19 protein-coding genes are annotated in these 25,748 nt (G+C 70.2%); 11 read left to right on the plus strand and 8 right to left on the minus strand.

Annotation, left to right across the window (positions count from 1 at the left end; genetic code table 11):
• Nucleotides 1–413: 413 nt before the first annotated feature.
• Nucleotides 414–869 (minus strand): DUF5318 domain-containing protein, encoded by a 456-nt coding sequence (locus EYA84_RS06520; protein WP_131052108.1) that lies wholly within the window; start codon nt 867–869, stop codon nt 414–416.
• A gap of 174 nt (nt 870–1,043) precedes the next feature.
• Between EYA84_RS06520 and EYA84_RS06525 the strand changes: the two genes are divergently transcribed.
• Both EYA84_RS06525 and EYA84_RS06530 read left to right on the plus strand, forming a co-directional pair.
• Nucleotides 1,044–1,682, plus strand: a complete 639-nt coding sequence (locus EYA84_RS06525) for a PadR family transcriptional regulator (protein ID WP_131052109.1) — start codon at nt 1,044–1,046, stop codon at nt 1,680–1,682.
• Between the two features lie 23 nt (nt 1,683–1,705).
• Nucleotides 1,706–2,785, plus strand: coding sequence for an inositol-3-phosphate synthase (locus EYA84_RS06530; RefSeq protein WP_131052123.1), 1,080 nt, complete (start codon nt 1,706–1,708; stop codon nt 2,783–2,785).
• Between the two features lie 61 nt (nt 2,786–2,846).
• Here the strand turns inward: EYA84_RS06530 and EYA84_RS06535 are convergent, their stop codons facing one another.
• From EYA84_RS06535 to EYA84_RS06545, 3 genes are all read right to left on the minus strand, one after another.
• Complete coding sequence (locus tag EYA84_RS06535) at nt 2,847–3,326, minus strand: methylated-DNA--[protein]-cysteine S-methyltransferase (RefSeq protein ID WP_131052110.1); 480 nt, start codon at nt 3,324–3,326, stop codon at nt 2,847–2,849.
• Between the two features lie 193 nt (nt 3,327–3,519).
• Nucleotides 3,520–5,607, minus strand: a complete 2,088-nt coding sequence (locus EYA84_RS06540) for a S8 family serine peptidase (RefSeq protein ID WP_131052111.1) — start codon at nt 5,605–5,607, stop codon at nt 3,520–3,522.
• A gap of 261 nt (nt 5,608–5,868) precedes the next feature.
• Nucleotides 5,869–7,329: a CCA tRNA nucleotidyltransferase gene (locus tag EYA84_RS06545; protein ID WP_131052112.1), complete on the minus strand. Its 1,461-nt coding sequence runs from the start codon at nt 7,327–7,329 to the stop codon at nt 5,869–5,871.
• 125 nt (nt 7,330–7,454) lie between these two features.
• On the opposite strand from EYA84_RS06545, the gene murJ reads away from it, so the two are divergent.
• The 7 genes from murJ to EYA84_RS06580 all read left to right on the plus strand — a co-directional run bounded on the left by murJ (nt 7,455) and on the right by EYA84_RS06580 (nt 15,941).
• Nucleotides 7,455–9,206 carry a murein biosynthesis integral membrane protein MurJ gene (gene murJ / locus EYA84_RS06550; RefSeq protein ID WP_131052113.1) on the plus strand — a complete coding sequence of 584 codons (1,752 nt, stop codon included), beginning with the start codon at nt 7,455–7,457 and terminating at the stop codon, nt 9,204–9,206.
• 443 nt (nt 9,207–9,649) lie between these two features.
• The gene (locus EYA84_RS06555) at nt 9,650–11,254 is read left to right on the plus strand and encodes a protein kinase family protein (RefSeq protein WP_131052114.1); all 1,605 of its coding nucleotides are present in this window, start codon (nt 9,650–9,652) and stop codon (nt 11,252–11,254) included.
• Between the two features lie 40 nt (nt 11,255–11,294).
• Nucleotides 11,295–12,023 carry an RNA polymerase sigma factor SigM gene (gene sigM, locus EYA84_RS06560; RefSeq protein ID WP_131052115.1) on the plus strand — a complete coding sequence of 243 codons (729 nt, stop codon included), beginning with the start codon at nt 11,295–11,297 and terminating at the stop codon, nt 12,021–12,023.
• On the plus strand, nt 12,020–13,084 hold the full coding sequence (locus EYA84_RS06565; protein ID WP_131052116.1) for a hypothetical protein: 1,065 nt from the start codon (nt 12,020–12,022) through the stop codon (nt 13,082–13,084). The genes sigM and EYA84_RS06565 overlap by 4 nt, the downstream gene beginning before the upstream one ends.
• A 174-nt stretch (nt 13,085–13,258) precedes the next feature.
• Nucleotides 13,259–14,209, plus strand: coding sequence for a thioredoxin-disulfide reductase (trxB, locus tag EYA84_RS06570; RefSeq protein ID WP_131052124.1), 951 nt, complete (start codon nt 13,259–13,261; stop codon nt 14,207–14,209).
• Between the two features lie 30 nt (nt 14,210–14,239).
• A complete protein-coding gene (gene trxA, locus EYA84_RS06575) occupies nt 14,240–14,563 on the plus strand; it encodes a thioredoxin (protein WP_117228228.1) in 324 nt (107 codons plus the stop codon).
• A 211-nt stretch (nt 14,564–14,774) separates the two neighbouring features.
• On the plus strand, nt 14,775–15,941 hold the full coding sequence (locus EYA84_RS06580) for an N-acetylmuramoyl-L-alanine amidase (protein ID WP_131052117.1): 1,167 nt from the start codon (nt 14,775–14,777) through the stop codon (nt 15,939–15,941).
• Nucleotides 15,942–15,958: 17 nt separating this feature from the next.
• Here the strand turns inward: EYA84_RS06580 and EYA84_RS06585 are convergent, their stop codons facing one another.
• A complete protein-coding gene (locus EYA84_RS06585) occupies nt 15,959–16,624 on the minus strand; it encodes a GNAT family N-acetyltransferase (protein WP_131052118.1) in 666 nt (221 codons plus the stop codon).
• Between the two features lie 291 nt (nt 16,625–16,915).
• Between EYA84_RS06585 and EYA84_RS06590 the strand changes: the two genes are divergently transcribed.
• Complete coding sequence (locus EYA84_RS06590; RefSeq protein ID WP_131052119.1) at nt 16,916–18,229, plus strand: PLP-dependent aminotransferase family protein; 1,314 nt, start codon at nt 16,916–16,918, stop codon at nt 18,227–18,229.
• Between the two features lie 8 nt (nt 18,230–18,237).
• The gene (locus EYA84_RS06595) at nt 18,238–19,227 is read left to right on the plus strand and encodes a D-alanine--D-alanine ligase (RefSeq protein WP_131052120.1); all 990 of its coding nucleotides are present in this window, start codon (nt 18,238–18,240) and stop codon (nt 19,225–19,227) included.
• Nucleotides 19,228–19,423: 196 nt separating this feature from the next.
• Here EYA84_RS06595 and EYA84_RS33370 read toward each other — a convergent pair whose 3' ends face one another.
• The 3 genes from EYA84_RS33370 to EYA84_RS33905 all read right to left on the minus strand — a co-directional run bounded on the left by EYA84_RS33370 (nt 19,424) and on the right by EYA84_RS33905 (nt 25,198).
• Complete coding sequence (locus tag EYA84_RS33370; protein ID WP_236145626.1) at nt 19,424–20,452, minus strand: hypothetical protein; 1,029 nt, start codon at nt 20,450–20,452, stop codon at nt 19,424–19,426.
• Nucleotides 20,453–22,849: 2,397 nt separating this feature from the next.
• Nucleotides 22,850–23,872 carry a ParB/RepB/Spo0J family partition protein gene (locus EYA84_RS06605; protein ID WP_131052121.1) on the minus strand — a complete coding sequence of 341 codons (1,023 nt, stop codon included), beginning with the start codon at nt 23,870–23,872 and terminating at the stop codon, nt 22,850–22,852.
• A 27-nt stretch (nt 23,873–23,899) separates the two neighbouring features.
• Complete coding sequence (locus tag EYA84_RS33905; RefSeq protein WP_131052122.1) at nt 23,900–25,198, minus strand: ParA family protein; 1,299 nt, start codon at nt 25,196–25,198, stop codon at nt 23,900–23,902.
• Nucleotides 25,199–25,748: the final 550 nt, after the last annotated feature.

Raw genomic sequence — 25,748 nt, forward strand, 5'->3', positions numbered from 1 at the left:
AACCGGCGGCGGTACGCTCGCCGATCCGCCGACCGAGGCGCGGCCACCGGCCGAGGCACGGGCCGACGGGCCGGACGACTCCGGACCGCTCGACCAGTTGCCTCCGCGAGGATCACCACCCGGATAGCGGTACGCGTCGTCCGCCTGCCCCGGGTCGTCCTGGCCCGGAATCCGGGCCCGTCCGCGCGAGGAGCTGGGATCGCCGTACGAATTCATTCCTCACACCCTGCCGTCGCGGTGGGGCGCACTCGCACCGCCACCGGTTTGCCGTGAGTTGGGACACCCCGAGCGCGGGGCACGGGGGTGCCGCCGCATCAGTGCCACATCCGAATCATTCGGACTAATCAGACCTACAAGCCGTCGGTCACCCCGGTCGCGTGCAGTACGGCCGGGGCCGGCCGATCGAGCTCGAATCACCGTTGCGCCTCTCGCCTTCGCCGGGCACCCGCTCCACTCGCGGCAGCCACTCCACCCGGCGTCTCCTGCTCCGACTCGCCACCGGTCAACCCGTCCCGCCCGAGAAGGTACTGCTCGACGAGATGGTTCCAGTCACAGCCGAGACACACCTCCACCACGAAGACCTGGAACTCACGCAGCGTCATTGCCAACACGGACAGCTCCGCGACCGTGCGGGCCTGGCCGGCTGACTGCTTGAGCTCGTCGCCATAAATGTAATGGACGTGCGTGAGGTTCTCGCTCCGGCAAATCGGGCATCGCTGGTCCGTGGACTCGCCGTGGAACCGAGCCGCGTTCTTCAGGTAGGGAGACGCGTCGCACAGGTCATAGGTGCCGACGCGACCGGCGAGGAGTTCACGCAGCAGCGCTCGCTTTCGGAGCGAGTAGTCGACGACCTGGCGCTGCGTACGCATGCGGCAAAGGGTACGCGGTCTCGTCTGGCGGGGCGACCACCGTGACGATCCGTGATGAGGGGACCTCGGAGCGAGGAGTTTGCCCGCCGAGGTGTGAGACGCTACGGTTCGATGTATCGGCCCGATACATCGCGGCGGTTAGCGCTCCACGCACAGGGTAAAGGAAGGATGGCCGTGCTCGAACTCGCCATCCTCGGCCTGTTGCAGGAGGCCCCGATGCACGGCTACGAGCTCCGCAAGGAGCTCACCGCCAAGCTCGGGGCGATCCGTGCTGCGATCAGCTACGGCTCGCTCTACCCGACCCTGCGCCGGTTGCAGGCGGCGGGATGGATCACCGAGGCCGCCGAGACACCCGCCACCGCCGAGGAGGTTCCCGCGCTGACCAGCCGACGAGGTCGGGTGGTCTACACCATCACCGCGGAAGGAAAAGAACGCTTCGCTCAGCTCATCGCGCAGACCGGGCCGGAAACCTACGGCGACACCGGTTTCGGTGTGCACTTCGCGTTCTTCTCCCGAACCGACCGGGCGACCCGACTCCGCATCCTGGAAGGTCGGCGCCGCACGATCGAGGAACGTCGCGAGGGCCTTCGCGACATGCTGGGCCGGGCGGCCGAGCGCCTCGACGCGTACACCCTGGAGCTGCAACGCCACGGCCTGGATGCCTGTGAGCGTGAGGTCCGGTGGCTGGAGGAGCTCATCGCCAACGAGCGCTCCGGCCGTGCCCCGACGGTCCCGCACGACGGGACGGCCGGCGGCCGACGAGATGACAACAGCCCGCCTCCGCCTGGAGAGACCAGGACAGAGCGGCCGTGACCAAGAAGAAGGAGGCACACGCGATGGGCTCCGTCCGCGTCGCCATCGTCGGTGTGGGTAACTGCGCCTCGTCCCTGGTACAGGGCGTCGAGTACTACCGGAACGCCGACCCGAACGACCGCGTCCCGGGTCTCATGCACGTCACCTTCGGCGACTACCACGTCTCTGACGTGCAGTTCGTCGCGGCGTTCGATGTCGACGCCAAGAAGGTGGGCATGGACCTCGCGGAGGCGATCGTCGCCAGCGAGAACAACACCATCAAGCTCTGCGACGTGCCGCCGACCGGCGTCACCGTGCAGCGTGGCCCGACCTTCGACGGCCTCGGGCAGTACTACCGCGAGATCATCAAGGAGTCGGACGTCGAGCCGGTCGACGTGGCCAAGGCGCTGCGCGACGCGCAGGTCGACGTGGTCGTCTCCTACCTGCCGGTGGGCTCGGAGCAGGCCGACAAGTTCTACGCCCAGGCCGCCATCGACGCGGGCTGCGGGTTCGTCAACGCCCTGCCGGTCTTCATCGCCTCGGACCCGGAGTGGGCGCAGAAGTTCACCGACGCCGGCCTGCCGATCGTCGGTGACGACATCAAGAGCCAGGTCGGCGCCACCATCGTGCACCGTGCCCTCGCGAAGCTCTTCGAGGACCGGGGCGTCGAGCTGCTGCGTACGTACCAGCTCAACTTCGGCGGCAACATGGACTTCATGAACATGCTGGAGCGCAACCGCCTGGTCTCGAAGAAGATCTCGAAGACCCAGTCGGTGACCTCCCAGGTGCCGCACGAGATGGCCAAGAGCGACGTGCACATCGGCCCGTCGGACCACGTGCCGTGGCTGGACGACCGCAAGTGGGCGTACATCCGCCTGGAGGGTCGCTCCTTCGGCGACGCCCCGCTCAACGCGGAGCTCAAGCTCGAGGTGTGGGACTCGCCGAACTCGGCCGGCGTCATCATCGACGCCGTCCGGGCCGCGAAGATCGCCATGGACCGGAAGATCGGTGGCCCGATCCTGTCGGCGTCGTCGTACTTCATGAAGTCCCCGCCGGTGCAGTACGCCGACCACGAGGCGCACGCCGCCGTCGAGGGCTTCATCACCGGTGAGGTCGAGCGCTGACGCGCTGACCACCAGCAGCACCGTGAAGGGCCGGGTCCACGTGGACCCGGCCCTTCACGGGTCAGGACCAGGCCTGTTGCAGGGCCACGCGGGCCTCCAGCTCCAGCAGCTTGACCTTGCGGTCCAGACCGCCGCCGAAGCCGACCAGCTTGCCGCCGGCTCCGATGATCCGGTGACACGGCACGATGACCGGGACCGGGTTGCGGTTGCAGGCCACCCCGACCGCGCGGGCGGCACCGGGATCCCCCAACCGCCGGGCCACCTCGCCATAGGTCATCGTCTCGCCGTACGGGATGAGGGTCATCTCCCGCCACACCGCCCGCTCGAACTCGGAGCCTCGGGGCACCCGCACCGGCACGCCGAACTCGGTCGCCTCACCGGCGAAGTACGCGCGCAGCTCCGCCACCGCCCGCCGGGACACCTCGTCGACCGGTTCCCTCGGCGCGCCCGCCACCGCCGCGAAGTGCGTCCCGCACACGCTGTCACCCTCGGTGGCCACGGAGAAGTCCCCGATCGGCGAATCCAGCACGGTCCAACGCATCCCGCCATTGTCCCCCAGCCGCCCACCGCGACCACGATCGCGCTCGAACCGGGATCGAGTGGTGTCCCACCACGTCCGATGCCCCTCGATCCGGGATCGAGGGGCATCGGGCGATCCTGTGCACAGCGCAACGGCCGGCGCCCGCCGGAGCGTCCCTGGGGGCGCTCCGGCGGGCGCCGGATGGTACGAGAGATCAGGCGACGGCGAAGAAGAACTTCTCGCCGTTGCCGAGACCCAGGTCTTCCCTGCTCCAGTCGATGTTCTTGCTCGAAATCAACTGCTTGTTACCGGCCTTGCCGGCGGTGACGGCCTGCTCGTCCCAACCACCGAGGTAGATCGAGCCGTCCGCGTTGTAGTCCAGGAAGTAGAACGTCTGGTACGAGCCGGTCGACTTGCTGTTGGCGATCAGCGGCTTGGTGCCCTTGCTCGCCGCGATCACGTACCGGTTGTTGGCCAGGGCCTTCAGGTAGAAGAGACCATCGCCCCGGTTGACCATCTGGTACTTGGTCGACTTGGTGACCGACTTGCTGGTGGCGATCAGCGGCTTGCTGCCCGCGACCACGTACCGGTTGCTCGCCTTGGCCTTGATGGTGACCACCGGGGCCGGCGCGTCGAAGGTGAACTTCTCCGTGGAGCCGACGCTGGTCTTGCTCGCCTTCAGCGACGACTTGCCGGACTTCGCCGCGGTGACGTACTTGCCGTTGGCCTTGGCCTTGAGGCTGACCGTCCCGTCGGTGTGGTGCACGATCGTGAACTTGCCCGCCGTGACGATCGTCTTGTGACTGGCGATCAGCGGCTTGGTGCCCTTGCTCGGCGCGACGACGTACCGGCCGGTGCTCTTGGAGCGCAGCGCGACCAGCCCGCTACCGGCGTTGACGACGTCGTACCGCTGCGCGGTGCCCAGGCTCGACCCGTTGTTGACCAGTGCCTTCTTGGTGCTGGCCGCGGTGACGAACTTGCCGTTGGAGCTGGCCTTCAGGCCGTACGAGTTCCGGGCCTGGGTGACCGAGCCGACGGTGAGCAGCCGGTCCATCGAACCCTTCGGGTCGTACACCGCACCGGCGATGCCGGTGGTGACGATCCGGTCGCGAACCTGCTTCGGCTTCCACGTCGGGTTGCTCTGCAGCAGCAGGGCAGCCGCGCCGGCCACGTGCGGGGCGGCCATCGAGGTGCCGCTCATCCCGACGCTGCCGGTGTTGTTGTCGTGCCGGGCCGAGACGATGCTGACGCCGGGGGCGAACACGTCGAGGCACTTGCCGTAGTTCGAGAACCACGCGCGCATGTCGATCCGGTCGGTGGCACCCACCGTGATGGCGTCCGGCACCCGCGCCGGGGAGACGTTGCAAGCGTTCTGCGACTCGTTGCCGGCCGCGATCGCGTAGGTGACGCCCGAGTCGACGGACTTCCGCACGGCCGCGTCGATCGCCGCCGACACGCTGCCTCCGAGGCTCACGTTGGCGACGGCACGCCTCGGCGCGTTCTTCATCGCGTCCTCGGTGACGAAGTTGATGCCGGCGATGACACTGTCCGTGGTGCCGAAACCGTCGCAGTCGAGCACCCGTACGCCGACGAGCTTGACCTGCTTCGCCACGCCGTACTTGGCGCCGCCGACGGTGCCGGCCACGTGCGTGCCGTGGCCGTCGCAGTCCTCCTCCGATGCCGGCACCGGCGTGGTGGGATCCGGCTCCGTCCCGGGGTCGGAGGGCGGCGCGGCGAAGTAGTCGAACCCGATACTGGCCCGGCCACCGAAGTCCTGGTGCTTGGTGTGGATGCCGGTGTCCACGATGTACGCGGTGACGTTGCTGCCCGTGTTCGGGTACTTGAAGCTCTTGTTCAGCTTCGCGGACGCCTGGTCGAGCCGGTCGAGACCCCACGACGGCGGGTTGCTCTGGGTGGCACTGGCCGACACCCGGCGCACCGGCTCCACGTAGGCCACGGCCGGGTTGGCCGCCACCTTGTCGGCCTGCTGCTTGCTCATCGAGGCCGAGAAGCCGGGCAGCGCCGTACCGAAGACCTGCCGGACGTTGCCGCCGTTGTCCCGGATGAGCTTGGCGGCGATGGTCCGGACCGAGGTGTAGGTGGCCCGCTGGTCCTTCAGTACGACGATGTAACGGCCGGGAACGACGTCGGAGCGTTCGGTGCCACGCACCTCGGCCCGCGCGGGCTCGTCAGGGGTGGTCGCCAACGCGGCTTGGCCGGTGGCGACGGTGATGATGGAGGAGGCGGTCGCGAGGGCGAGCCCGGCCGCCGCCGAGCGGCGCAGTACGCCACGGTATTTCACTAAGTGATCTCCCCGTTGTGTCGACCGTGCCGGGTGGGCAGGTCGGACGGACAGTGAACGTCTCGCTTCGGCAGGAAACCTGCTAGCGAAGAGACGTAGCAACATCATGTACGACCGACGCAACGACCTGTCTCAACCTTTCGGTCGAAACGTCGGCGTTTCGTCGTAGCGTCCTACCCCGACGGAACGAGCCACGGTGGACGTCGGGTCGGGCGGTGCTGTTCCACAGCCACACGGCGGCAGGACGACGGCGGTCGGCGGTCAGCCGACGATGCCCTCCTGGCGGGCCCAGCGCAGCAGCTCGGCCTCGGCGGTGTCGCGGTCCAGCGGCCCGTGTTCCAGGCGCAGGTCCTTGAGGTGCTTCCAGGCGCGGCCCACGATCGGCCCCGGCGGTACGCCGAGCAACTCCATGATCGCGTTACCGTCCAGATCGGGCCGGACCCGGGCCAGGTCCTCCTCGGCCTCGATCCGGGTGATCCGCTCCTCCAGCGCGTCGTAGTCGGCGGCGAGCTGGGCGGCCTTGCGCCGGTTGCGGGTGGTGCAGTCGGACCGGGTCAGCTTGTGCAGCCGGGACAGCAGGTCGCCGGCGTCGGTCACGTACCGCCGTACCGCCGAGTCGGTCCACTCGCCCCGGCCGTAGCCGTAGAACCGCAGGTGCAGCGCGACCAGCGTGGTGACCTTGGCGGTGACGTCCTTCGGGTAGCGCAGCGCCTTCATCCGCGCCTTGGTCAGCCGGGCACCGACCACCTCGTGGTGGTGGAAGCTGACCCGTCCGTCCGTACCGACCGACTTGGTGGCCGGCTTGCCGACGTCGTGCATCAACGCGGCCATCCGCAGGACGAAGTCCGGCCCGTCCTGCTCGTACGACATCGCGTTACGGACCACCGTCAGGGTGTGCTCGTAGACGTCCTTGTGCTGGGCGTGCTCGTCGATCTCCAGCTTGAGACCGGTCAGTTCCGGCAGGAAGCGCTCGGCCAGCCCGGAGTCCACCAGCAGTCGCAGCCCGGTGATCGGGTCAGCCGCGGTGAGCAGCTTGGTGAACTCGTCACGGATCCGCTCGGCGGTGATCCGGTCCAGGTCCGCCGCCATCCGGTTCATGGCCGCCTGCACGTCCGGGTGGACCGCGAAGCGGAGCTGGGCGGCGAACCGGGCGGCCCGCAGCATCCGCAGCGGATCGTCGCCGAACGACTCGGCCGGCGTGCCCGGGGTACGCACCACCTTCGCGGCCAGGTCGGCGAGCCCGCCGTACGGGTCGGTGAACCGGTGCTCGGGCAGGCTCACCGCCATCGCGTTGACGGTGAAGTCGCGCCGCCGCAGGTCCTCGACCAGGCTGCTGCCGTACTGGACCACCGGGTTGCGGCTGACCTGGTCGTACGACTCGGCGCGGAAGGTGGTGATCTCCAGCCGCAGGCCGTCTCGCTGGCAACCGATGGTGCCGAACTCCCGGCCGGTCTCCCAGACCGCCTCGGCCCAGCCGCGCACGACGGCGAGCGTCTGGTCCGGGTGGGCGTCGGTGCAGAAGTCGAGGTCGTCACCGAGCCGACCGAGCAGGGCGTCGCGGACCGAACCGCCCACAAGGTGCAGTTCGTGGCCGGCGGCGGCGAACCGGCGACCCAACTCGTCGGCGACCGGCGAGACCCGGAGGAGTTCGGCGACGGCGTTGCGCTGCGCGGCGGTGAGTTCGCGGCGGTCGGTGGTGTGGGATGCGGCGGCTTCGGACATCGGACCAGCAGCCTATCGGTCCAGATCGGCATCTCATCCGCCGGGCGCGGGTAACCGGCCGGGGTTGACTAAGGTCTGTGGCGTGGGGGCCGGTACGGCTCCGGCGTACCCCTGGGAGGCACAGCATGAGCGGCGGGCTCTACCGCAGCGCGAACGCCGCGCAGGGCGGCGCGCCCGGCGGTCGGCCGGACGACGGTGCCACGTTCATCTCCGCCGACCCGCTGAACCAGCCGGCCGTCGAGTCGGTCGCGCCCCCCCAGGAGCAGGTCGGCGAGGCCAGCGCCGCCACCAACAGCGCGGTCATGGCGATCGGCAGCCTGGTCAGCCGGGGTACGGGATTCCTCCGCAACCTGGTCATCGGCGCGGCGCTCGGCGGGGCGCTGGTGGGCGACGCCTACACCACCGCGCAGATCCTGCCGGGAATGGTCTACGAGTTCCTGCTCGGCGGCATCCTGACCAGCGTGCTGATCCCGGTGCTGGTACGCCGGCGCAAGGCGGACAGCGACGGCGGCCAGGCCTACACCCAACGGCTGTTGACCCTGGCGCTGCTGGCCCTCGGTGCCGCCGCCCTGCTCGCGGTCGCCCTCGCCGTACCGCTGACCTGGCTCTACGGTGCCAGCGAGTCCGCGCCCGGCTACTCCGGCCTGGTCACCGGGCTGGCCCGGCTCATGCTGCCGATGATCTTCTTCTCCGGCCTGAGCGCACTGATCAGCGCCGTGCTCAACACCCGGGGCCACTTCGCCGCACCGATGTGGGCACCGATCCTGAACAACCTGGTGGTCATCGGCACCGCCGGCCTCTACATCGGGATCTTCGGCGCCGAGATCGTCGGCCCGGACGACATGACCACCGGCCGGGTCCTGCTGATCGGTGGCGGCACCCTGCTCGGCGTCGCCGTCCAGGTCGCCGGCCTGATGCCGGCGCTGCGCAAGGTCGGTTTCCGATGGAAGCTCCGCTTCGACTTCCGCAAGCTCGGGCTCGCCGAACTGGGCCGGCTCGGGGCGTGGATGATCTGCTACGTCGCGGTCAGCCAGATCGGCCTGATCGTGCTGTTCAACCTGTTGAACCGCGCCGGCAAGGAGAACTCCGCCGGTCCGCTGATCTACAACAACGTGTTCCTGCTGTTGATGACCGCGCACGGCATCATCGCCGTATCGATCATCACGGCGCTGATGCCCCGGATGAGCGCCGCTGCCGCCGACGGCCGGTACGCCGACCTCGCCGCGGACCTGTCCCGGGGCACCCGCACCGTCTCGGCGGTGCTCGCGCCGATCGCGGTCTGCTACGCCGTGCTCGCCACCCCGATCGCGTTCACCCTGTTCCGATGGGGCGCGTTCGACGAGGACAACGCCACCGCGACGTCCCTGGTGCTGCTCGCCGCCGCGCTGGCCCTGGTGCCGTTCGCGATCAGCCAGCTCTTCACCTTCGCCTTCTACGCACTCCCCGACACCCGCACCCCGGCGCTGATCAACATTCCGGTGGTGGCGCTGCGGATCGGCGTACAGATCGCGCTGTTCCTGATCTTCTCGGCGAGCTTCGCGGGCGCCGGGATGATGATCGGCAATACCGTCTCCTACCTGGCCGCCGCCATCATCTCCGCGTGGCTGCTGCGGCCCCGGGTGGGGCGGATCGGGCTGGGCGCGATCCTGCGAACCCTCGGCCGGGTGGCGGTCGCGGCGGTGGGAGCAGCGGTGGCCGGCCTGCTGGTGGTCGCGCTGCTACCGGGAGGCGACACGCCGACTCGGCTGGAGGCCGTCGTGCAACTCGTGGTGGGTGGCGCAGTTATCGGCGGTACCTATCTCGGGTTGGCCACGGTGCTGCGCATCTCCGAGATCACCGAAGTGCTGGGGATGGTCCGCAGGCGTCTCGGGCGGTGATCGCCGACGCCTGACGCCGCTGCACTGAGCGTGACCGGGGATCACCAGGCTGGGGATGCACCTGTGGATAACTCCGCGATTCGCCGCTCACCTACCGGATCGGCCTGTGGATAACCAACCGGAAGGCCGAGTATGGTCAGCCGTTCGACGGGAACCCTGTTACGTCCCACCCGCCGTCACATCCGGTACCGCCCCTGCGACAGCCGGATGCGGACGACCTCTAGATTGGCTAGTACATGTGCCGGCAACGTGACTGACATCGGTCGCAACGGGACGAGTCCGCCTGACTGCGAACTCCCCGGCCGGCAACGGCGGGAAGATGACATGTCGGGGAGCGGGCCAACCCAGGTAAGGTCGCTCTCGACGGGTACGGCAGGACCGGCGCGCGTCACATCGCGGGACCGGTCCGTCCGGTGCCACACGAAGGTGGAGCGGGAAGTCAGATGCCCAGCAGCGCGGGTCCATCGATCGGCACGATCACCGAGGGAGGACGGGTGACCCAGGTCGGCGAGGGTCAGGACGCGGACGAGACCACTCCGCCGGTCATGACCTTCGGTGCTCCGACAGCCGGTGAGATCCTCGCCGAGCGGTACGAACTGGTCGAGCACATCAACAACGACAGCGCGGGCCGATTGGTCTGGCGCGGTGTCGACGTCGTGCTCCGCCGACCCGTCGCGGTCGTGATGCGCTACCCGGGTGGCGACTCCGCCACCGAGATGCTCCAGGCCGCGGTCGCCGCGAGCCGGGTCATCCACCCCAACCTGACCGGCGTCTACGACGCCATCGACGAGGCCGACCGGGCCTACGTCGTGCGCGAGTGGGTCGACGGGCGGTCCCTACGGGAACTGGTCGCGGACGGGCCGCTGGACGGCGCCCGGGCCACCGCCGTCGGCAGTGCGGTCGCCAGCGCGCTGGCCGCCGTGCACGCCACCGGCATGGTGCACGGCAACGTGCACCCCGGCACGGTGATGATCAGCGACGACGGCCGCGTGGTGCTGGCCGACGCGCGGACCGACGGTGACGACAGCCAGGAGAGTGACGTCCGGGCGGTCGGCGGAGTCCTCTACTACGCGCTGACCGGCTACTGGCCGCACAACGAGGCGCCGCTGCGCGGTGCCACCGCCGGGCACGGTCGAGCGGCCATCCCGGACGCGGTACGCGACGCCAACGGCGTGGTGGCGGCTCCCCGTCAGGTCCGGGCCGGGGTTCCGGCCTACCTCGACGACCTCACCACGGACCTGCTCGACGGCGGGATCGCCCCGCCCTCCTCGGACGTGCTCGCCGCCGAACTGGCCCGACTCGACGTACCCGCCGACGACGACTACCTCGACAACAGCGGCCCACTGCGCTTCGCCGGTGAGTCCGGTGACGAGCCCTCGCCGCTGGCCGCCGCCGGCGGCCGGAAGGTGGCGCTGGGCATCGCCGGTGTGCTGGTGGTGGCTCTGGTCGGCCTGCTCGTCGGCATCAGCGCCCTCGGCGGTGACGACGACAGCCCACAGACCGACCCGGTCGCCGCGCCCACGTCCAGCGCCGCGACGAGCGAGGAACCACCGCCGCCGGCCGCCGTGCAGGATCTCAAGATCAGCGCCGCCCGGATCATCGACCCGGACAGCAACGATCGCAGTGAGGTCCGTGACGCCGAGAAGGTCTTCGACGGCGACCGGGACCAGGGCTGGTCGACGGAGACCTACAACCGGAGCAACTTCGGCAACCTCAAGGAAGGCATGGGGGTCTGGGTCGACCTCGGCACCGAGCGGACCGTCAAGTCGGTGCAGGTCCACCTCTCCAGCACCGGCGCCTCCGCATCACTGCTCACCGGCACCGTCCAAGCCCCCTCGACCAGCGCGGGTGACCGCCAGATCGTGGACGCGTTCAAGAACGGCCCGATCGGGCAGCCCTTCGAGGAGCACGACGGCACCACGATGACCTTCAACGGCTTCGACGCCGACCAGAAGTACCGCTACCTCATGTTCTGGATCACCGAACTGCCGCCGAACAACGGTGGCTTCAAGGTCGGCGTCCAGGAGATCACGGTCCAGGGGTCATGAGCTGGTCTCCACCGGAGCGGCACGTCCAGCGGACCCGGTGATGGAGGTATCCGGCCGGGACGCTGCCGGCGTACCGCTGGACGGGGTGGTCAGCGACATCGACCTGCTCCGCGCCCACGCCGACGGTGACCGGGACGCGTTCGCCACGCTGTTCCTGCGGCACCGGGACCGGCTCTGGGCGGTCGCCCTGCGTACCCTCGGCGACCGTGAGGAGGCCGCCGACGCGCTCCAGGACGCGATGCTGTCGGCCCACCGGGCCGCGGCGCGGTTCCGGGGCGACGCCGCCGTCACCACCTGGTTGCACCGGATCGTGGTGAACGCCTGCCTCGACCGCATCCGTCGTCGGCAGGCCCACCCCACGGTGCCGCTACCCGACGGGACGCACGACCCCGACACCGGCGGCGGCGCCGGTGGCCCCGAACCGACCGCACCGGTACGCGACCACGACACCGCGATGGTCGTCCGGGAAGCCCTGGCCACCCTCCCGACCGAGCAGCGGGCTGCCCTCGTCCTGGTGGATGTGCAGGGCTACCCGGTCGCGGAGGTCGCGCGGATCCTCGGCGTCGCCGAGGGCACCGTGAAGAGCCGGTGCGCCCGAGGTCGCGCCCGGTTGGCACTCCTGCTCGGGCACCTGCGGACCGGCAGCGAACCGGCTCCCGCCGGTGCCGGTGAGGTGCCGCGAATCACCCGGGGGAACCCCGGAGCCCCGCACGGCGTCCGATCGAGGTCGGGACACCATCGTCCGGATGCCAACCAGGAGGAATCGTGAGTGCCGGGGAGTTCAGCGGGGTCGACCTCGACCTGCTCGCCGATTACCTCGGCGGTGCGCTGGACGGCACCCCGCAGCAGGCCGAGGTCGCCCGCCTCGTCGATCAGGACCCGGACTGGGCGCGGGCGCACGCCCGACTCGCCCCCGCCGTCGACGAGGTCCGGGACGAGTTGGTCGACTGGGGCGTGCCGGCGGTCGAGATGCCGCCTGCGGTCAGCGACCGGATCCTCGCCGCGCTGCGCGACGCCGACCTCCCGACCGCCGCGCTCTCGCTCGGCGTCCCCGAGGAGGACACCGACGACGCGGTGACCACGGATGTCGACGACCACGCCTCGACGAAGCCCTCGCCGGTGCCGGCCCAGCCGGTCGGCGGCACCCGACGGCCCGGCGGCAGCCCACGGCCGGGCCAGGAACGCGGCGCACCGAGCCATCCGGGTCGGCGTAGGCGCCGCTGGGCCCGGCTGGCCGGACCGGTCGCGTTGGCCGCCGCAGCGGTGGTCGGCCTCGGTGCCCTGCAACTGTCCCGGCCCGATCAGGCCGGGGACTCGACGGCCGGCACGGCCCTGAGCGATCGCGGCACCAGCCCGGCCGCGCCGCAGGCGTACTCGGAGGACCCGGCCGGGCAGGCACCGGAGGCCGCGTCACCGGACCGTGGCGCCGCATCGGCCCCCACCCCGTTCCGGATCGGCAGTCCACCGGTCCGCAGCGGGGCCGACTACACGCCGGAGAGCCTCACCGGGCCGACGGTGATGAATGGCCCCGGGGACGGCACGGAGCCCACGTACGGCACGGAGAGCGACAACCGGCTCGCCGTACCCGGTGAACTCAGCCGGCTCGGCGACCAGGCGGCGTTGAGCGCCTGCCTGGCCGACATCGGGGTCGAGCACGGAGTCCAGCCGTTGGTCTTCGACGTCGTCGACTACGCCCGCTTCGGTGGGCTCCCGGCTCTGGTGGTGCGCTTCACCGACGCCGCCGGCGTGCAGTGGGCCTGGGTCAGCGGGCCGGAGTGCGGAATCCCAGGATCCGGCTCGGACACCCGCTACCGATCGCGGGTAGGGTGAATCGCGGCCACTGGACGTTTGGCCGACCAAGTGACGTGACCCACCGGATGACCGGCTCGGGAATCTCCGCTTCGTACGATGACGTTCTGCAGGTCAGATGCCGCCGCGTCGGCACTCGGTTCGGTATCGGCGGATGACGCCGGTGGCGACGCTCAACACGATTGGGAGATGGCAGTGGACGAGGTCCGCAACCTGATCATCATCGGCTCCGGGCCGGCCGGTTACACCGCAGCGGTCTACGCGGCACGGGCGAACCTCAAGCCGCTGGTCATCGAGGGCGTACAGTCCGGCGGCGCGTTGATGACCACCACCGAGGTGGAGAACTTCCCCGGCTTCGCGGACGGCATTCTCGGTCCCGAGCTGATGGACAACATGCGCAAGCAGGCCGAGCGGTTCGGGGCCGAGTTCCTGACCGACGACGTCACCCGGGTCGAGCTGGCCGACACCGGCCAACCGGGCGCGGTGAGCACCGTCTGGATCGGTGAGAGCGCCTACCGCGCCTCGGCCGTCATCCTCGCCACCGGTTCCGCCTGGCGCCCGCTCGGCGTACCGGGTGAGCAGGAGTACCTGGGCCACGGCGTCTCGTCCTGCGCCACCTGTGACGGCTTCTTCTTCCGCAACCAGCACATCGTGGTCGTCGGTGGCGGCGACTCGGCGATGGAGGAGGCCAGCTTCCTGACCCGCTTCGCCGAGTCGGTCACCATCATCCACCGCCGCGACTCGTTCCGGGCCAGCAAGATCATGGCGGAGCGCGCGCTGGGCAACGACAAGATCAAGGTCGAGTGGAACACCGTGACCGAGGAGATCCTCGGCGCGGACGGCAAGGTCACCGGGGTACGGGTACGCAACGTGCACACCGGGGAGGCCAAGGTTCTCGACGTCACCGGCGTGTTCGTGGCGATCGGGCACGACCCGCGCAGCGAACTGTTCCGGGATCAGGTCGAGATGGACGACGAGGGCTACGTCAAGGTCCAGGCCCCCAGCACCCGGACCAGTCTCCCGGGCGTCTTCGCCGCCGGTGACCTGGTCGACCACACGTACCGGCAGGCCATCACCGCAGCCGGCACCGGCTGCGCCGCCGCGCTCGACGCGGAACGCTTCATCGCCACGCTGCCCAAGGGCTGAACAGACACATCCCGGAGGAAGGGTCACACAGTGGGAGCAACCAAGTCGGTTACCGACGCTAGTTTCGCCGCAGACGTACTCAAGTCCGACAAGCCGGTCCTGGTGGATTTCTGGGCCGAGTGGTGCGCACCGTGCCGCAAGGTGTCGCCCTTGCTGGAGGAGATCGCGGGCGAGATGGGCGACCAGGTCAGCATCGTCAAGCTCAACATCGACGAGAACCCGGAGACCGCCCGCGCCTACCGGGTGATGTCGGTGCCGACGCTCACCGTCTTCAAGAACGGCGAGCCGGTGCAGTCGATCGCGGGCGCCAAGCCCAAGGGTGAGCTGGTCAAGCTGATCGAATCGGCGCTCTGACCCCATACAGCGCGATCGTCGACCCCGTCCCGGGACCTGCCCGGACGGGGTCGACGCGTTTTTCCCCGCCCGCACCCGCACCGAACGCCCAGCGCCTAACCTCGAACTCGGGGGCCGCCGGACGCCGGTGAGCAACCTGGGTCCCCGTCGCACTGCCACGCGTGCCGACACAGGGCCCGGTAAGCCACCGATCGTGCAGAGGGGGCCGAACGTGCGTCCGATCCGTCCCGGTGACCGGGGACCCGCCGTGATCGAGATCCGAGCGGTGCTGACCAGCCTCGACCTTCTCTCCAAGGCCACCGGTCCGTTCAGCGACGAGTTCGACGCCGCCACCGAGCGGGCCGTACGGGCCTTCCAGCAGTCCCGGGGGCTCAGCGTCGACGGCCGGGTCGGAGCCGAGACCTGGCGGGCACTCGACGCGGCCCGCTGGCGCCTCGGCGCCCGCACCCTCTACCACGCCGTTCCGGTGCCGCTCACCGGCGAAGACGTCCGGTCGTTGCAGGAACGCCTGCTGGAGATGGGGTACGACACCGGCCGTGCCGACGCCATCTACGGGATCCGTACCTCGCGGGCGGTGGCCCAGTTCCAGCGCGAGATGGGGTTGGCACCGGACGGCACCTGCGGCCCACAGACGATGGACGCGCTGCGCCGGCTCGGCCGCAAGGTGGTCGGTGGTCGCCCGCAGTGGCTACGCGAATCCGACGCGATCCGACAGTCCGGGCCCACCCTGGTCGGTCGCACCGTGGTCATCGACCCTGGGCACGGCGGCACCGACCCGGGCGTGGTGGTGCCCGACGGCCCGCTGCGCTGGACCGAGGCGGACCTGGTGCACGACCTGGCCAGCCGGCTCGAAGGTCGACTCGCCGCGTCGGGCGTACGCGTGCAGCTCACCCGGGGACCCGCGTCGGAGACCTGCCTGCCCGACATCGACCGGGCGCAACTGGCCAACTCGCTCGGTGCGGACGTGTTCGTCTCGCTGCACGTCGACGGGCACGCCAACCCTGAGGCCGAAGGCGTCGCCACCTACCACTACGGCACCGACAACGGGGTGACGTCGGCGACCGGCGAGCGGCTGGCCGGGCTGGTCCAGCGGGAGATCGTCGCGCGTACCGGGCTGCGGGACTGCCGTACCCACGCGAAGGCGTGGGACCTGCTGCGAATCACCCGGATGCCGGCGGTACGCGTCGAGGTCTGCTACCTCACCTCGCCGGCCGACCGGGCCCGGCTGATCGATCCCCGGTTCCGGGACCGGCTGGTCGAGGCGATCGTGGCGGCGGTGCAACGGATGTACCTGCCGATCGAGCGGGACGTGCCGACCGGCTCGATCGACGTCAGCGAGCTGCGGGCGGCGGTCGCCGCGGGCACCGTGGTCGACTGAGCGGCCGGGTGCGGCCGTCAGCCCGCCGTGGATCGGGTCGCCGGGGCGGGCCGGACCGGCCGCAGCAGCGACTCCGGGCTCATCGAGCCGAGCAGCTTCTCCAGCGCGTACTCGACGTCGGACTTCCAACTCAACGCCGTCCGCAGTTCCAGCCGCAGGCGCGGGTAACGGGGGTGCGGCCGCACGGTCTTGAACCCCACCGAGAGGAAGAAGTCGGCGGGAGCGACACAGGCCCCCGCCGGATCGGCGGCGTCACCGAACTTGGCGTCACCGAACGCCTCGATCGCCTTGATGCCCCGCTTGGTCAGGTCGCGGGCGACCCCCTGCACCAGCATCCGGCCCAACCCGCCACCGGCGAACGCCGGCACCACGTTGGCGGTGGTCAGCAGCGCCGCGTCGGCCGACACGGGAGAGGTCGGGAAGGCCATCGAGCGCGGCACGTAGGCGGGCGGGGCGTACATGACGAAACCGGCGGGCATGCCGTCGACGTAGATCAGCTTGCCGCAGGAACCCCACTCCAGCAGGGTCTGCGAGACCCAGGCTTCCTTCTCCAACCCCGGGTCGCCGGCGGCGCAGGCGCGATCGGCGGAAACCGGATCAAGCTCCCAGTAGACGCACTGCCGGCACGGACGGGGCAGGTCCTCCAGCGTGTCCAGGGTCAGACTGACCAGACGTCGCGACATTGGCGCTTCCCCACACTAGGCTCAGACTCGGGACCGGCCCGGACGGCACCGCCGCATCCCCTGCCCCCGACGAGCGATCGTACGCCGCCGATCGGCGACGCGGGAGGGGACGCGCAAATGCCCTCCTCAGGCACGGTCGACACCGGTCCGGCATGTGGACGCGCGTAATCGAGGGCGCTCGTGGCGGTGTATGGCAGCTACCATCGACACTCGGCGCGCCGTGTCGCCATGGTCGCCGGTGTCCTGGGTATCCCGGGACGGGAGCTGTCCGAGCAGCATCGAGGTGATGTCATGACCGGCACGACACTCGACGACTACACCGACCGGTACGCCCGCCGGGTGCGGGGCATGACCGCCTCGGAGATCCGCGCACTGTTCGCGGTCGCCAGCCGTCCGGAGGTGGTCTCGCTCGCCGGCGGCGCACCCTACATCGCCGCGCTCCCGCTGGACGCCGTCGGCGAGATGCTCGGCCGACTCGCCGCCGAGCACGGCACCACCAGCCTCCAGTACGGCATCGGCCAGGGCACGCTGGAGTTGCGCGAACGGATCTGCGAGGTGATGGCCCTCTCCGGCATCGACGCCGCCTGCGGCGCCTCGCCCGAGGACGTGGTGGTGACGGTCGGCGGCCAGCAGGCGCTCGACCTGGTGGCCCGGCTCTTCCTCGACCCGGGTGACGTGGTGCTCGCCGAGGGACCGACCTACGTCGGCGCGCTCGGAGTGTTCCAGGCCGCCCAGGCACAGGTCGTCCACGTCCCCATGGACGACGACGGCCTGATCCCCGAGGCGTTGGAGATCGCCATCGCCGAGCAGGCCCGGGCCGGGCGGCGGGTCAAGTTCCTCTACACCATCCCCACCTACCAGAACCCGGCCGGTGTGACGCTGAGCGAGGAACGCCGGGAGCGGGTCCTCGACATCTGCGAGCGCGCGAGCCTGCTCGTGATCGAGGACGACCCGTACGGCCAGCTGGGTTTCGAGAGCGAGGCGCCGGCACCGCTGCGCGCCCGCCGCCGGGACGGGGTCTTCTACCTCAGCACGTTCTCCAAGACGTTCGCCCCCGGGTTGCGGGTCGGGTGGATCCTCGCCCCGCACGCGGTCCGCGACAAGCTGGTCATCGCCAGCGAGGCGCAGATCCTCTGCCCCAGCGCGTACGCACAGGCCGCCGTCAGCACCTACCTGAGCACCATGCCGTGGCGGGAGCAGTTGAAGGTCTACCGGGAGGTCTACCGCGAACGGCGGGACGCGATGCTGACCGCCCTGGCGGACCTGATGCCGACCGGGACGAGCTGGACCGTTCCCGCCGGCGGTCTCTTCGTCTGGGCCACGCTGCCCGAGGGCCTGGACTCGAAGGCGATGATGCCCCGGGCCATCGCCGCCCGGGTGGCGTACGTGCCCGGCACCGGCTTCTACGCCGACGGCACCGGCAACGGTCACATGCGGCTCAACTTCTCGTTCCCGCCCCCGGAGCGGATCCGCGAGGGGGTCCGTCGACTGGCCAGCGTGATGGAGCAGGACATCGCCATGCGACGGGTGTTCGGGGCCGTCGGCGCGCCGGACGCGCGGCGAGGTCGGGCCGGCTCCGACACCCCGGGTCCCGACTTGGCATGATGCCCGGCATGGGTGCCACCGCTGCCAGAGAAACCGTCGTGTCCGGTCCCGCCACCACCGACCTCCACGTCCTCGTGCTCGCCGGTGGCCTGTCGTACGAACGGGACGTGTCGCTGCGTTCCGGCCGCCGGGTGCTCGACGCGCTGCGGTCCGTCGGCATGGAGGCCGAGCTGCGTGACGCGGACGTGGCCCTGCTGCCGGCGCTGGACTCCGATCCGCCGGACGCCGTGGTGATCGCCCTGCACGGCGCCACCGGCGAGGACGGCTCACTCCGTGGCGTTCTCGACCTCTGCGGCGTGCCGTACGTCGGGTGCGACGCCCGTGCCTCACGGCTCGCCTGGGACAAGCCGTCGGCCAAGACGGTGCTACGCGAAGCCGGTATCGCCACCCCGGACTGGGTGGCCCTGCCGCACGACCGGTTCAGCGAGTTGGGCGCGGTGGCCGTACTCGACCGCATCGTCGCCCGGCTCGGACTGCCGCTGATGGTGAAGCCCGCGCAGGGCGGCTCCGGTCTGGGCGCCGCCGTGGTCCGGGACGCCGCGTCCCTGCCGGCCGCCATGGTCGGTTGTTTCGCGTACGACTCGACCGCGCTCGTCGAGCGGTACGTGGCCGGCATGGACGTCGCGGTCTCCGTCATCGACCTGGGCGACGGTCCGCAGGCTCTGCCGCCGGTCGAGATCGTGCCCCGCAACGGCGTCTACGACTACGCCGCCCGCTACACCGCAGGCCGGACGACCTGGCACACGCCGGCCCGACTGGACGCGGCGGTGGCCGACGCGGTGGCGGAGGTGGCGCTGGCCGCCCACACCGCACTCGGCCTACGGGACCTCAGCCGGGTCGACCTGATCGTCGACCCGGCCGGTCAGCCGCACGTGCTGGAGGTCAACGTCTCCCCGGGGATGACCGAGACGTCGCTGCTGCCGCTCGCGGTCCAGGCGGCCGGGCTGGACTTCGGCCAGGTGATCGCCGACCTGGTCGCCCGAGCCGCCATCCGCTGAGAGCCTCCTGACCGCTCCGCCGATCCGCCGGCACCCTCGGGACTGCTGATCAGCCGTACGGCCCCTCAGCGCCACGCTGAGCGCCGTTGCCGGGGTGTCGCGATCTCCCGCCTGCCTGGTTGTGGTCACTGCCTGCCCGGTGTTCCGGCCTGCTGACGTCCTGGCCCACCTGGACGAGCCCTTCGTGCGGGCGGGATCACTGGGCCGGGCGGGTACCTTCCCGGCCAGGGGCCGGCGCTGCCGTTCCTGCGCTGGTGGCCGAATCCACCGGCGGCGTCTCGGCACCCCTGTCGCGGGGCTTCTGATCGGGCGCCGGGCGGGCTGCGGCCGGATCGTCGGCCGCAGAGGTCGACCCGGCGTCCTTGCCCTCGACGTTCCTGCCCTCGACATCCTCGTACTCGGCGTCGTTGTTCTCGGCGTCTGCGGGCTTCCCGGCCGGTGCTTCCTCGGCCTGTTCCTCGACGGCCTGCTCGGGAAGCGTGGTGCCGGGCGGACCGCTCGTCCGATCGTTGGGAAAGTCGTCGTCGACCTGGAGCACGTCCGGCGGCTCGGCCGTCTCGCCGATGACGTCCAGGAGCGACCCACCCTCGCTCGGCTGGCGACTCTCCGCAGAGGGTGCCGCCTGGGCGGCGAGGCTGGACGGCGCCTGCCACTGGATGCGGGGCGGCTCGGCCAACGGTCGGCCGCCGAACTCCGCGAGCCAGGCGGCTACCAGAGCCAGGTTCTCCCGCCACTGGTCCTCGGAGATCGGCGGCAGGATCGAATCCCAGAGGGAAAGAAACGTCCCGCGTAGTTGCAGCCGCCCGTACGGTCGGGCAAGGAACCAGAGGTGCAGGTGCGCCGATCCGTCGCCCCACCTGTTGACGTGTACCCGGGCCACCCCGTCGAGCGAGCGGATGGCGCGCTCCAGCCGTACCGTCATCACCCCCAACTCGGCCGCGAGCAGGTTGGGCAGGTCACCGAGATCGAGGTGCGACCGGGACTCCAGGATGAGCACCATCGGCAGGCCGGTGGGACGGTCCATCGCCCGTACGCGCCACCTCTCACCCACCCAGATGTACGCCTCGTCGGGCGCCTGACATGCGGTGCATTCACGGTGCGCCTCGCCCTTGCGGGGCGGCTCCACCGCGACCGGCTCGTCGAGTCGCTTGACTTGCAGGTCACCTTCGAAGGGGAAAGACGGCCACTGGGTGAAGTCCGGGACTGAGGGAGGGGTGTCGTGCACGAGGCTGACCCTAACCGAGTACGGCACCAGTGTCCCTACCCGAAGCATGTTCGATTCCGCAGCGGCTCAGATCGCGACAGCAGCACACACTCCCACTTTCCCCAGAGTTATCCACAGGCTTGCACGTCGGCCTGCAACTGTCGTCATCCCCAGTTCGGCAAGGGTTTTGGCCCTCGGTTTCACGTGAAACGGCGCCGGCCTGTGGAAAACCGGTGTGGATAACTTTCAAGCCGCTTCCGGTCGTTCCTGCTGTCGCCCGTTTCACGTGAAACGGCGATGCCATCGGAGGTCGCAGGGCGGTCCCTGGCCTCAGTGGGTCGATGTCGCCGGAGCTTCTGAAGCCGCATGCCCCACGCAACAGAGTCCTTCGTCGGCCCTTCGCGGCACGGCTGCCCCTGTCTCCGTTCTCCCGTGAGTGGGCGCGGTGACGAGCCGAGCGGTGGCGAGCCGAGCGATGGCGCTGAACGAACCGACTTGTGAGCCAAGCGGTCTGGCGGGTGGGCGAGGACCGAGCCGGTGGGCACATGTCAATCGACGAGCCGGGCGGGCGTGCCCAGTGGTCTGTCCGACAGCAACGCCCAGTCGCCCGGGTGGACCCCTGTCCGGCGGGCCGAGCCAGCCGGCGGGGCCATCGGAAGGACGGACAGGCCGGCGAGCCAGCAGGCGGTCGACAGACGGGCGGATGGGCACGCCGACGGGCGAGCCGGGGCCGGGTTGGCGGTCCGACAGGACGCGGATGGGGCGGGCAGACCGGGCGACGTCATTCGCCAAGCAGGCGCGAGTCTGGCCAGCAGTCGGCAGCCGATCCGATGGGCAGGACGCTTGGGGATCGGCCCCTCACTCAGTTTCTCGGACGCAGCCTGACGGGATCGCTTTGATGGGTGCGCGAAGGCCGGGCGGCTTCCTTCGGTGGGCAGGGGCGCCCCTTCCCCTTGGACGGCGCTATCCGCGTCGGCTCCGAGGTCACCCTGGTCTCGGCCACCCGCCGCTGCGAACCGGGCGGCCGAAGTCTTCAGCGATGCCCGGGCCCACGTGCTCCGGCCCGCCGCTAGTCATCACGGACGCGGATCACAACCTCCTGTCATCTGCGGTGTATCGAGTCATGAGCACTTGGCCGCAGCACCAAGGCGCCGGCACCCGGTCCGCAGCCAACGCGAGACCGTCGCCATAGCCCCGCGAACCGCCAAGCAGGCGCCAGCAGCCCGTTTCACGTGAAACGGGCTTGGCACGCGCGGAGTCACGTGCGATCTTCAGCCGACGCCGGAGCCCCTGCCCTCCCGCGACCGTGCACGAACCAGGAGGGCGGAACTCGCCCGGACGGGCCGACAGCGATGACAGAAAGCTAGCGGTCAGCTCCTCACGACCGAACAGCGCGGTGACCGGAGAGCAGGACCGTGACTGCACGCCGAGACGTTCGCGCCGCCTCCAGGGAACGAGTTGGCCTCTTGCCTCCCTCTTTCCCGAGGGCACGAAAGGCTTGCGCCGACTTGGCGGTGCACGGCCGTCGAGCATGTAGCGGACTCTGTATGCCCGCTTGTCCGTCGAGCGCCGCGTCCGCCCGCCTACTCCCCACTACGACCTTGTTCCACGTGAAACGACCACCGGCACGTCTGTTGTCGAGGCGATTGCGCCGAGCCTGGTCCGTGGAGGTTCATTCATTCGTCCGCCCGTACCCGAGGCTTGTCATCGCCCGAGAACATCCGGCGGACGCCTCGTCCCCCGGAAGGCAAATCATCTCGCCGATGATTCACGGTCTCCGGCTCCGAGCCGTCCGACGCCCGCCCCCGGCCCGAACCATCCGCCGCCCGTACTTCCGGCTGAATTCTTTCATCCCGGCACCTTCAGCCCCGCGTCCCGCGCTCCCCGCGTCTTCCGCCCCGCACGTCTGCCCGCCGCTGCCCGTCTTCACCGCTGCTGCGTTCACCCGGGCTCTTCAACCGCAGCCCTTCAACCCGCAGCCTTCACCACAGCCCGCCCGCCTCAGCCGTAACCGCGTGCAGCCTCGGCTCAGCCCGTTCTGATCCGCGGCTCCGACTCGCACCGACAACTCCGCGTCTTCGACCCGCGCGCCGCCGGCCACAAGCCTCTCCACGACCAAGCCTCCGCTCCGAACCTCCACCTGTCCGGTGAGGGTTCCGCGCCTTGGCGCCACTCCGTCGGCCTGAACCCGATGGTCGGGCTCGCTCGGCCCTTCGCGTCCGGCGCTCAACGGCTCTTGGCTGGGCTGAGACGCGGCGAGCGTACCCGCAACGGCCTCGCTGGCCTCAGGCGGGCCGTGAGGGGCGGTGTCGTGGGGCTTGGGGTCCTTGCGGCACCGGTTGGCCTCGATCACCCCGGCGGCCATAGAAGAACGGCCGCACCCCCTCGGGGCGCGGCCGTCGGTCGGACGAGAGTGGCTCAGTTCTGTGCTTCCTCGCCCTCGACCCCGATGATGCCGACGATCCGCTCCAGGTCGTCGACCGTGGCGAACTCGATCGTGATCTTGCCCTTGCTCCGCCCGATGTCGACCTTCACTCGGGTGTCGAACCGATCGGAGAGCCGGTCTGCGAGGTCGTTCAGGGCAGGAGCGACGGGCTTCGGCCGGCGCTTGGCCGCTTCCGTCTTGCTCGGGCCTTCGCTGAGGGTCAGCGCGACGATCTCCTCGGTGGCGCGGACCGACAGCCCCTCTGCCACGATGCGCAACGCGAGCTTTTCCTGCGTCTCCGCGTCCTCAAGACTGAGCAGTGCCCGGGCATGACCGGCGGAGAGCACTCCGGCGGCCACTCGCCGTTGCACCTGGGCGGGGAGATTGAGCAGGCGAATGGTGTTCGAGATCTGCGGGCGGCTGCGGCCGATGCGGCGCGCCAGCTCTTCGTGGGTAGCCCCGAACTCCTCCAGGAGCTGCTGGTAGGCGGCGGCCTCTTCCAACGGGTTGAGGTTTGCCCGGTGGATGTTCTCCAGCAGGGCGTCCCGCAGCATCGCGTCGTCGCGGGTGTCGCGGACGATTGCCGGGATGTTCTCGCGGCCGACTGCCTGGGCGGCCCGCCACCGCCGCTCGCCCATGACGAGCTCGAACTTCTCGTCGTCGAGCTGCCGCACCACGATGGGCTGGAGGAAACCCACCTCCTGGATCGAGGTCTTCAGCTCCTCAAGCGCCTCCTCGTCGAAGACCTGCCGGGGTTGCTTCGGGTTGGGCACGATCGAGTCGACCGAGATCTCGGCGAACCGGGCGCCGGGCACCGGGCTGAGGACCGGGACCGGATCCGGCGCTACTACGGGAAGCGGCGCTTTCTCGGGTACGGGCGGCGCGGATACCTCCGGCGCTCCGACCACCCCGTTCGCGATGGCGCCGACGCCGGCAGCCTCCGGCTCCTGTACCGGCCCGGTCGGGATGAGTGCCCCCAGGCCCCGACCCAGACCGCCCCGAGGACGGTTCTTCATGCCACGCCTCCCAGCGCCTCTACCGCACTACGCATTCCGGCTCACCGGCTCCTTGACCCCACGCTCGGCGATCTCCTGGGCGGCCTCGAAGTAACTCGTCGCCCCCCGTGATCCGGGATCGTAGGTCACCACCGACTGGCCGTAGCTGGGCGCCTCGGAAACGCGTACGTTGCGCGGGATCACCGCCTGGAGCACCTTGTCGCCGAAGTGGTTCCGCACGTCCTGCTCGACCGCGTCCGCCAGTCGGGTACGCCGGTCGTACATGGTGAGCAGGATCGTGGAGACCTCAAGGCGCGGGTTGAGGTGCTGGCGTACCAAGTTGATGTTGTTGATGAGCTGGTTCAGCCCTTCGAGCGCGTAGTACTCGCACTGGATCGGGATGAGCACCTCCTGGGCCGCGACCAACGCGTTCACGGTCAACAGGCCGAGCGAGGGCGGGCAGTCGATGAAGACGTAGTCGAAGTGACCGGGGTAGGCCTCGATCGCGCGGGAGAGCCGCGACTCACGGGCCACCACCGAGACCAACTCGATCTCCGCGCCCGCAAGGTCGATGGTGGCCGGTACGCACCAGAGGTTGGGGATGCCCTCGACCGCCTGAGCCACGTCCGCCAGCGGGACGGAGTTGATCAGACAGTCGTAGACGTCCGGTACGCCGGTGTGGTGCGGCACGTTCAGCCCCGTGGAGGCATTGCCCTGCGGATCGAGATCGACCACGAGCACCCGGTTGCCGTGCAGGGCCAAGGCCACCGCAAGGTTCACCGTCGTCGTGGTCTTCCCGACGCCGCCCTTCTGGTTCGCGACGCACATGACCCGGGTCCGCTCCGGCCGAGGCATGGTCACCTCGCCACTGGGGTTCAGGATCTGCACGGCGCGCATCGCCTCCATTGCCAACGGTGGATCATCCTCTTCGCGCGTCGGAGTTTCACGTGAAACGTACGCGGCCTCGGTATCGGCCGGCTCGTAGGGCCCGGCCGACGGGGTGGGCGTGTCGGGGGCCGGGCGGGGGTCGGGCACCACTCCAGGAGCCGCTTGATATGTCGCCGCCTCGAACCGCGCGGCGGCCGAGGTGTTGCGGCGGATCGGGATCACGCGGGCGTCAGGGGTGGCGTTGACGGGTCGACCGGCCCCGTCCGACGCGTCCCGACCAGACGAGAATTCCGGGCTCGGGGACCACGGTACGCCAGACGTCGGCCTGTCCCGCATGGACTCCGGCGGGTCCTGCGCGCCTCCGTGGGAGCGCCAGTTCGGGTAGTCGGTTTCACGTGAAACAGGGTCGCCCGCTGACCCGGTCACGCGCGGATCGTCGTACCTGCCGTCGTCATGCACCTGTCATCCCTGCCCGCTTCGGATGGTCGGTCTGCACCCGTCACCCGGGCCCTTCGCGTTGTCCTCGCAGAGGTACCGCCCGGCGGGAGCGGCCGGCCCACGGAGGAGACCATCGCCGCCCGCTCCACACTATCGACGCGCGGTCAGCCTACGGCGCAGAGGCGTGGCGGGTCCACGTCGGGTTCGCAACCCGCCGATCACGATGACACAACCCGGGACAGGTGGCGGATTGACGGAGGCACCGGACAGCACTGTCCGACCCGCTTCTTCGCCGCTGGCCGTCGCCCGCCGAGCGCCCGGCACCGCCCTCCGGCGGCTGGAGGGTTAGGAAGGGACCCTTCCTATGCACCAGGCGTTAGAAAGGGGCCCTTCCTTACCCGCAGGCGGTTAGCGGCGGCGGGAGCGGGACTTCTTGGGGGTCGTTTTGGCGGGCGGAGCGACCGCCCGTTCACGGACGATGTCGACCACAGTGGTCGGTGGCGTGATGACGCCCTCGCCGCAGCGGCGCAGCACCGGCTCCCCGCCGCCGAGGCGGTGCACCGCCTCGGCG

Source organism: Verrucosispora sp. SN26_14.1 (assembly GCF_004307965.1).
GTDB lineage: Bacteria > Actinomycetota > Actinomycetes > Mycobacteriales > Micromonosporaceae > Micromonospora.

Coding starts and splice junctions, on each gene's coding strand:
- EYA84_RS06520 (WP_131052108.1), bottom strand. CDS start 869: ATGCGTACGCAGCGCCAGGTCGTCGACTACTCGCTCCGAAAGCGAGCG.
- EYA84_RS06530 (WP_131052123.1), top strand. CDS start 1,706: ATGGGCTCCGTCCGCGTCGCCATCGTCGGTGTGGGTAACTGCGCCTCG.
- EYA84_RS06535 (WP_131052110.1), bottom strand. CDS start 3,326: ATGCGTTGGACCGTGCTGGATTCGCCGATCGGGGACTTCTCCGTGGCC.
- EYA84_RS06545 (WP_131052112.1), bottom strand. CDS start 7,329: ATGTCCGAAGCCGCCGCATCCCACACCACCGACCGCCGCGAACTCACC.
- murJ (WP_131052113.1), top strand. CDS start 7,455: ATGAGCGGCGGGCTCTACCGCAGCGCGAACGCCGCGCAGGGCGGCGCG.
- EYA84_RS06555 (WP_131052114.1), top strand. CDS start 9,650: ATGCCCAGCAGCGCGGGTCCATCGATCGGCACGATCACCGAGGGAGGA.
- sigM (WP_131052115.1), top strand. CDS start 11,295: ATGGAGGTATCCGGCCGGGACGCTGCCGGCGTACCGCTGGACGGGGTG.
- EYA84_RS06585 (WP_131052118.1), bottom strand. CDS start 16,624: ATGTCGCGACGTCTGGTCAGTCTGACCCTGGACACGCTGGAGGACCTG.
- EYA84_RS06590 (WP_131052119.1), top strand. CDS start 16,916: ATGACCGGCACGACACTCGACGACTACACCGACCGGTACGCCCGCCGG.
- EYA84_RS06595 (WP_131052120.1), top strand. CDS start 18,238: ATGGGTGCCACCGCTGCCAGAGAAACCGTCGTGTCCGGTCCCGCCACC.
- EYA84_RS06605 (WP_131052121.1), bottom strand. CDS start 23,872: ATGAAGAACCGTCCTCGGGGCGGTCTGGGTCGGGGCCTGGGGGCACTC.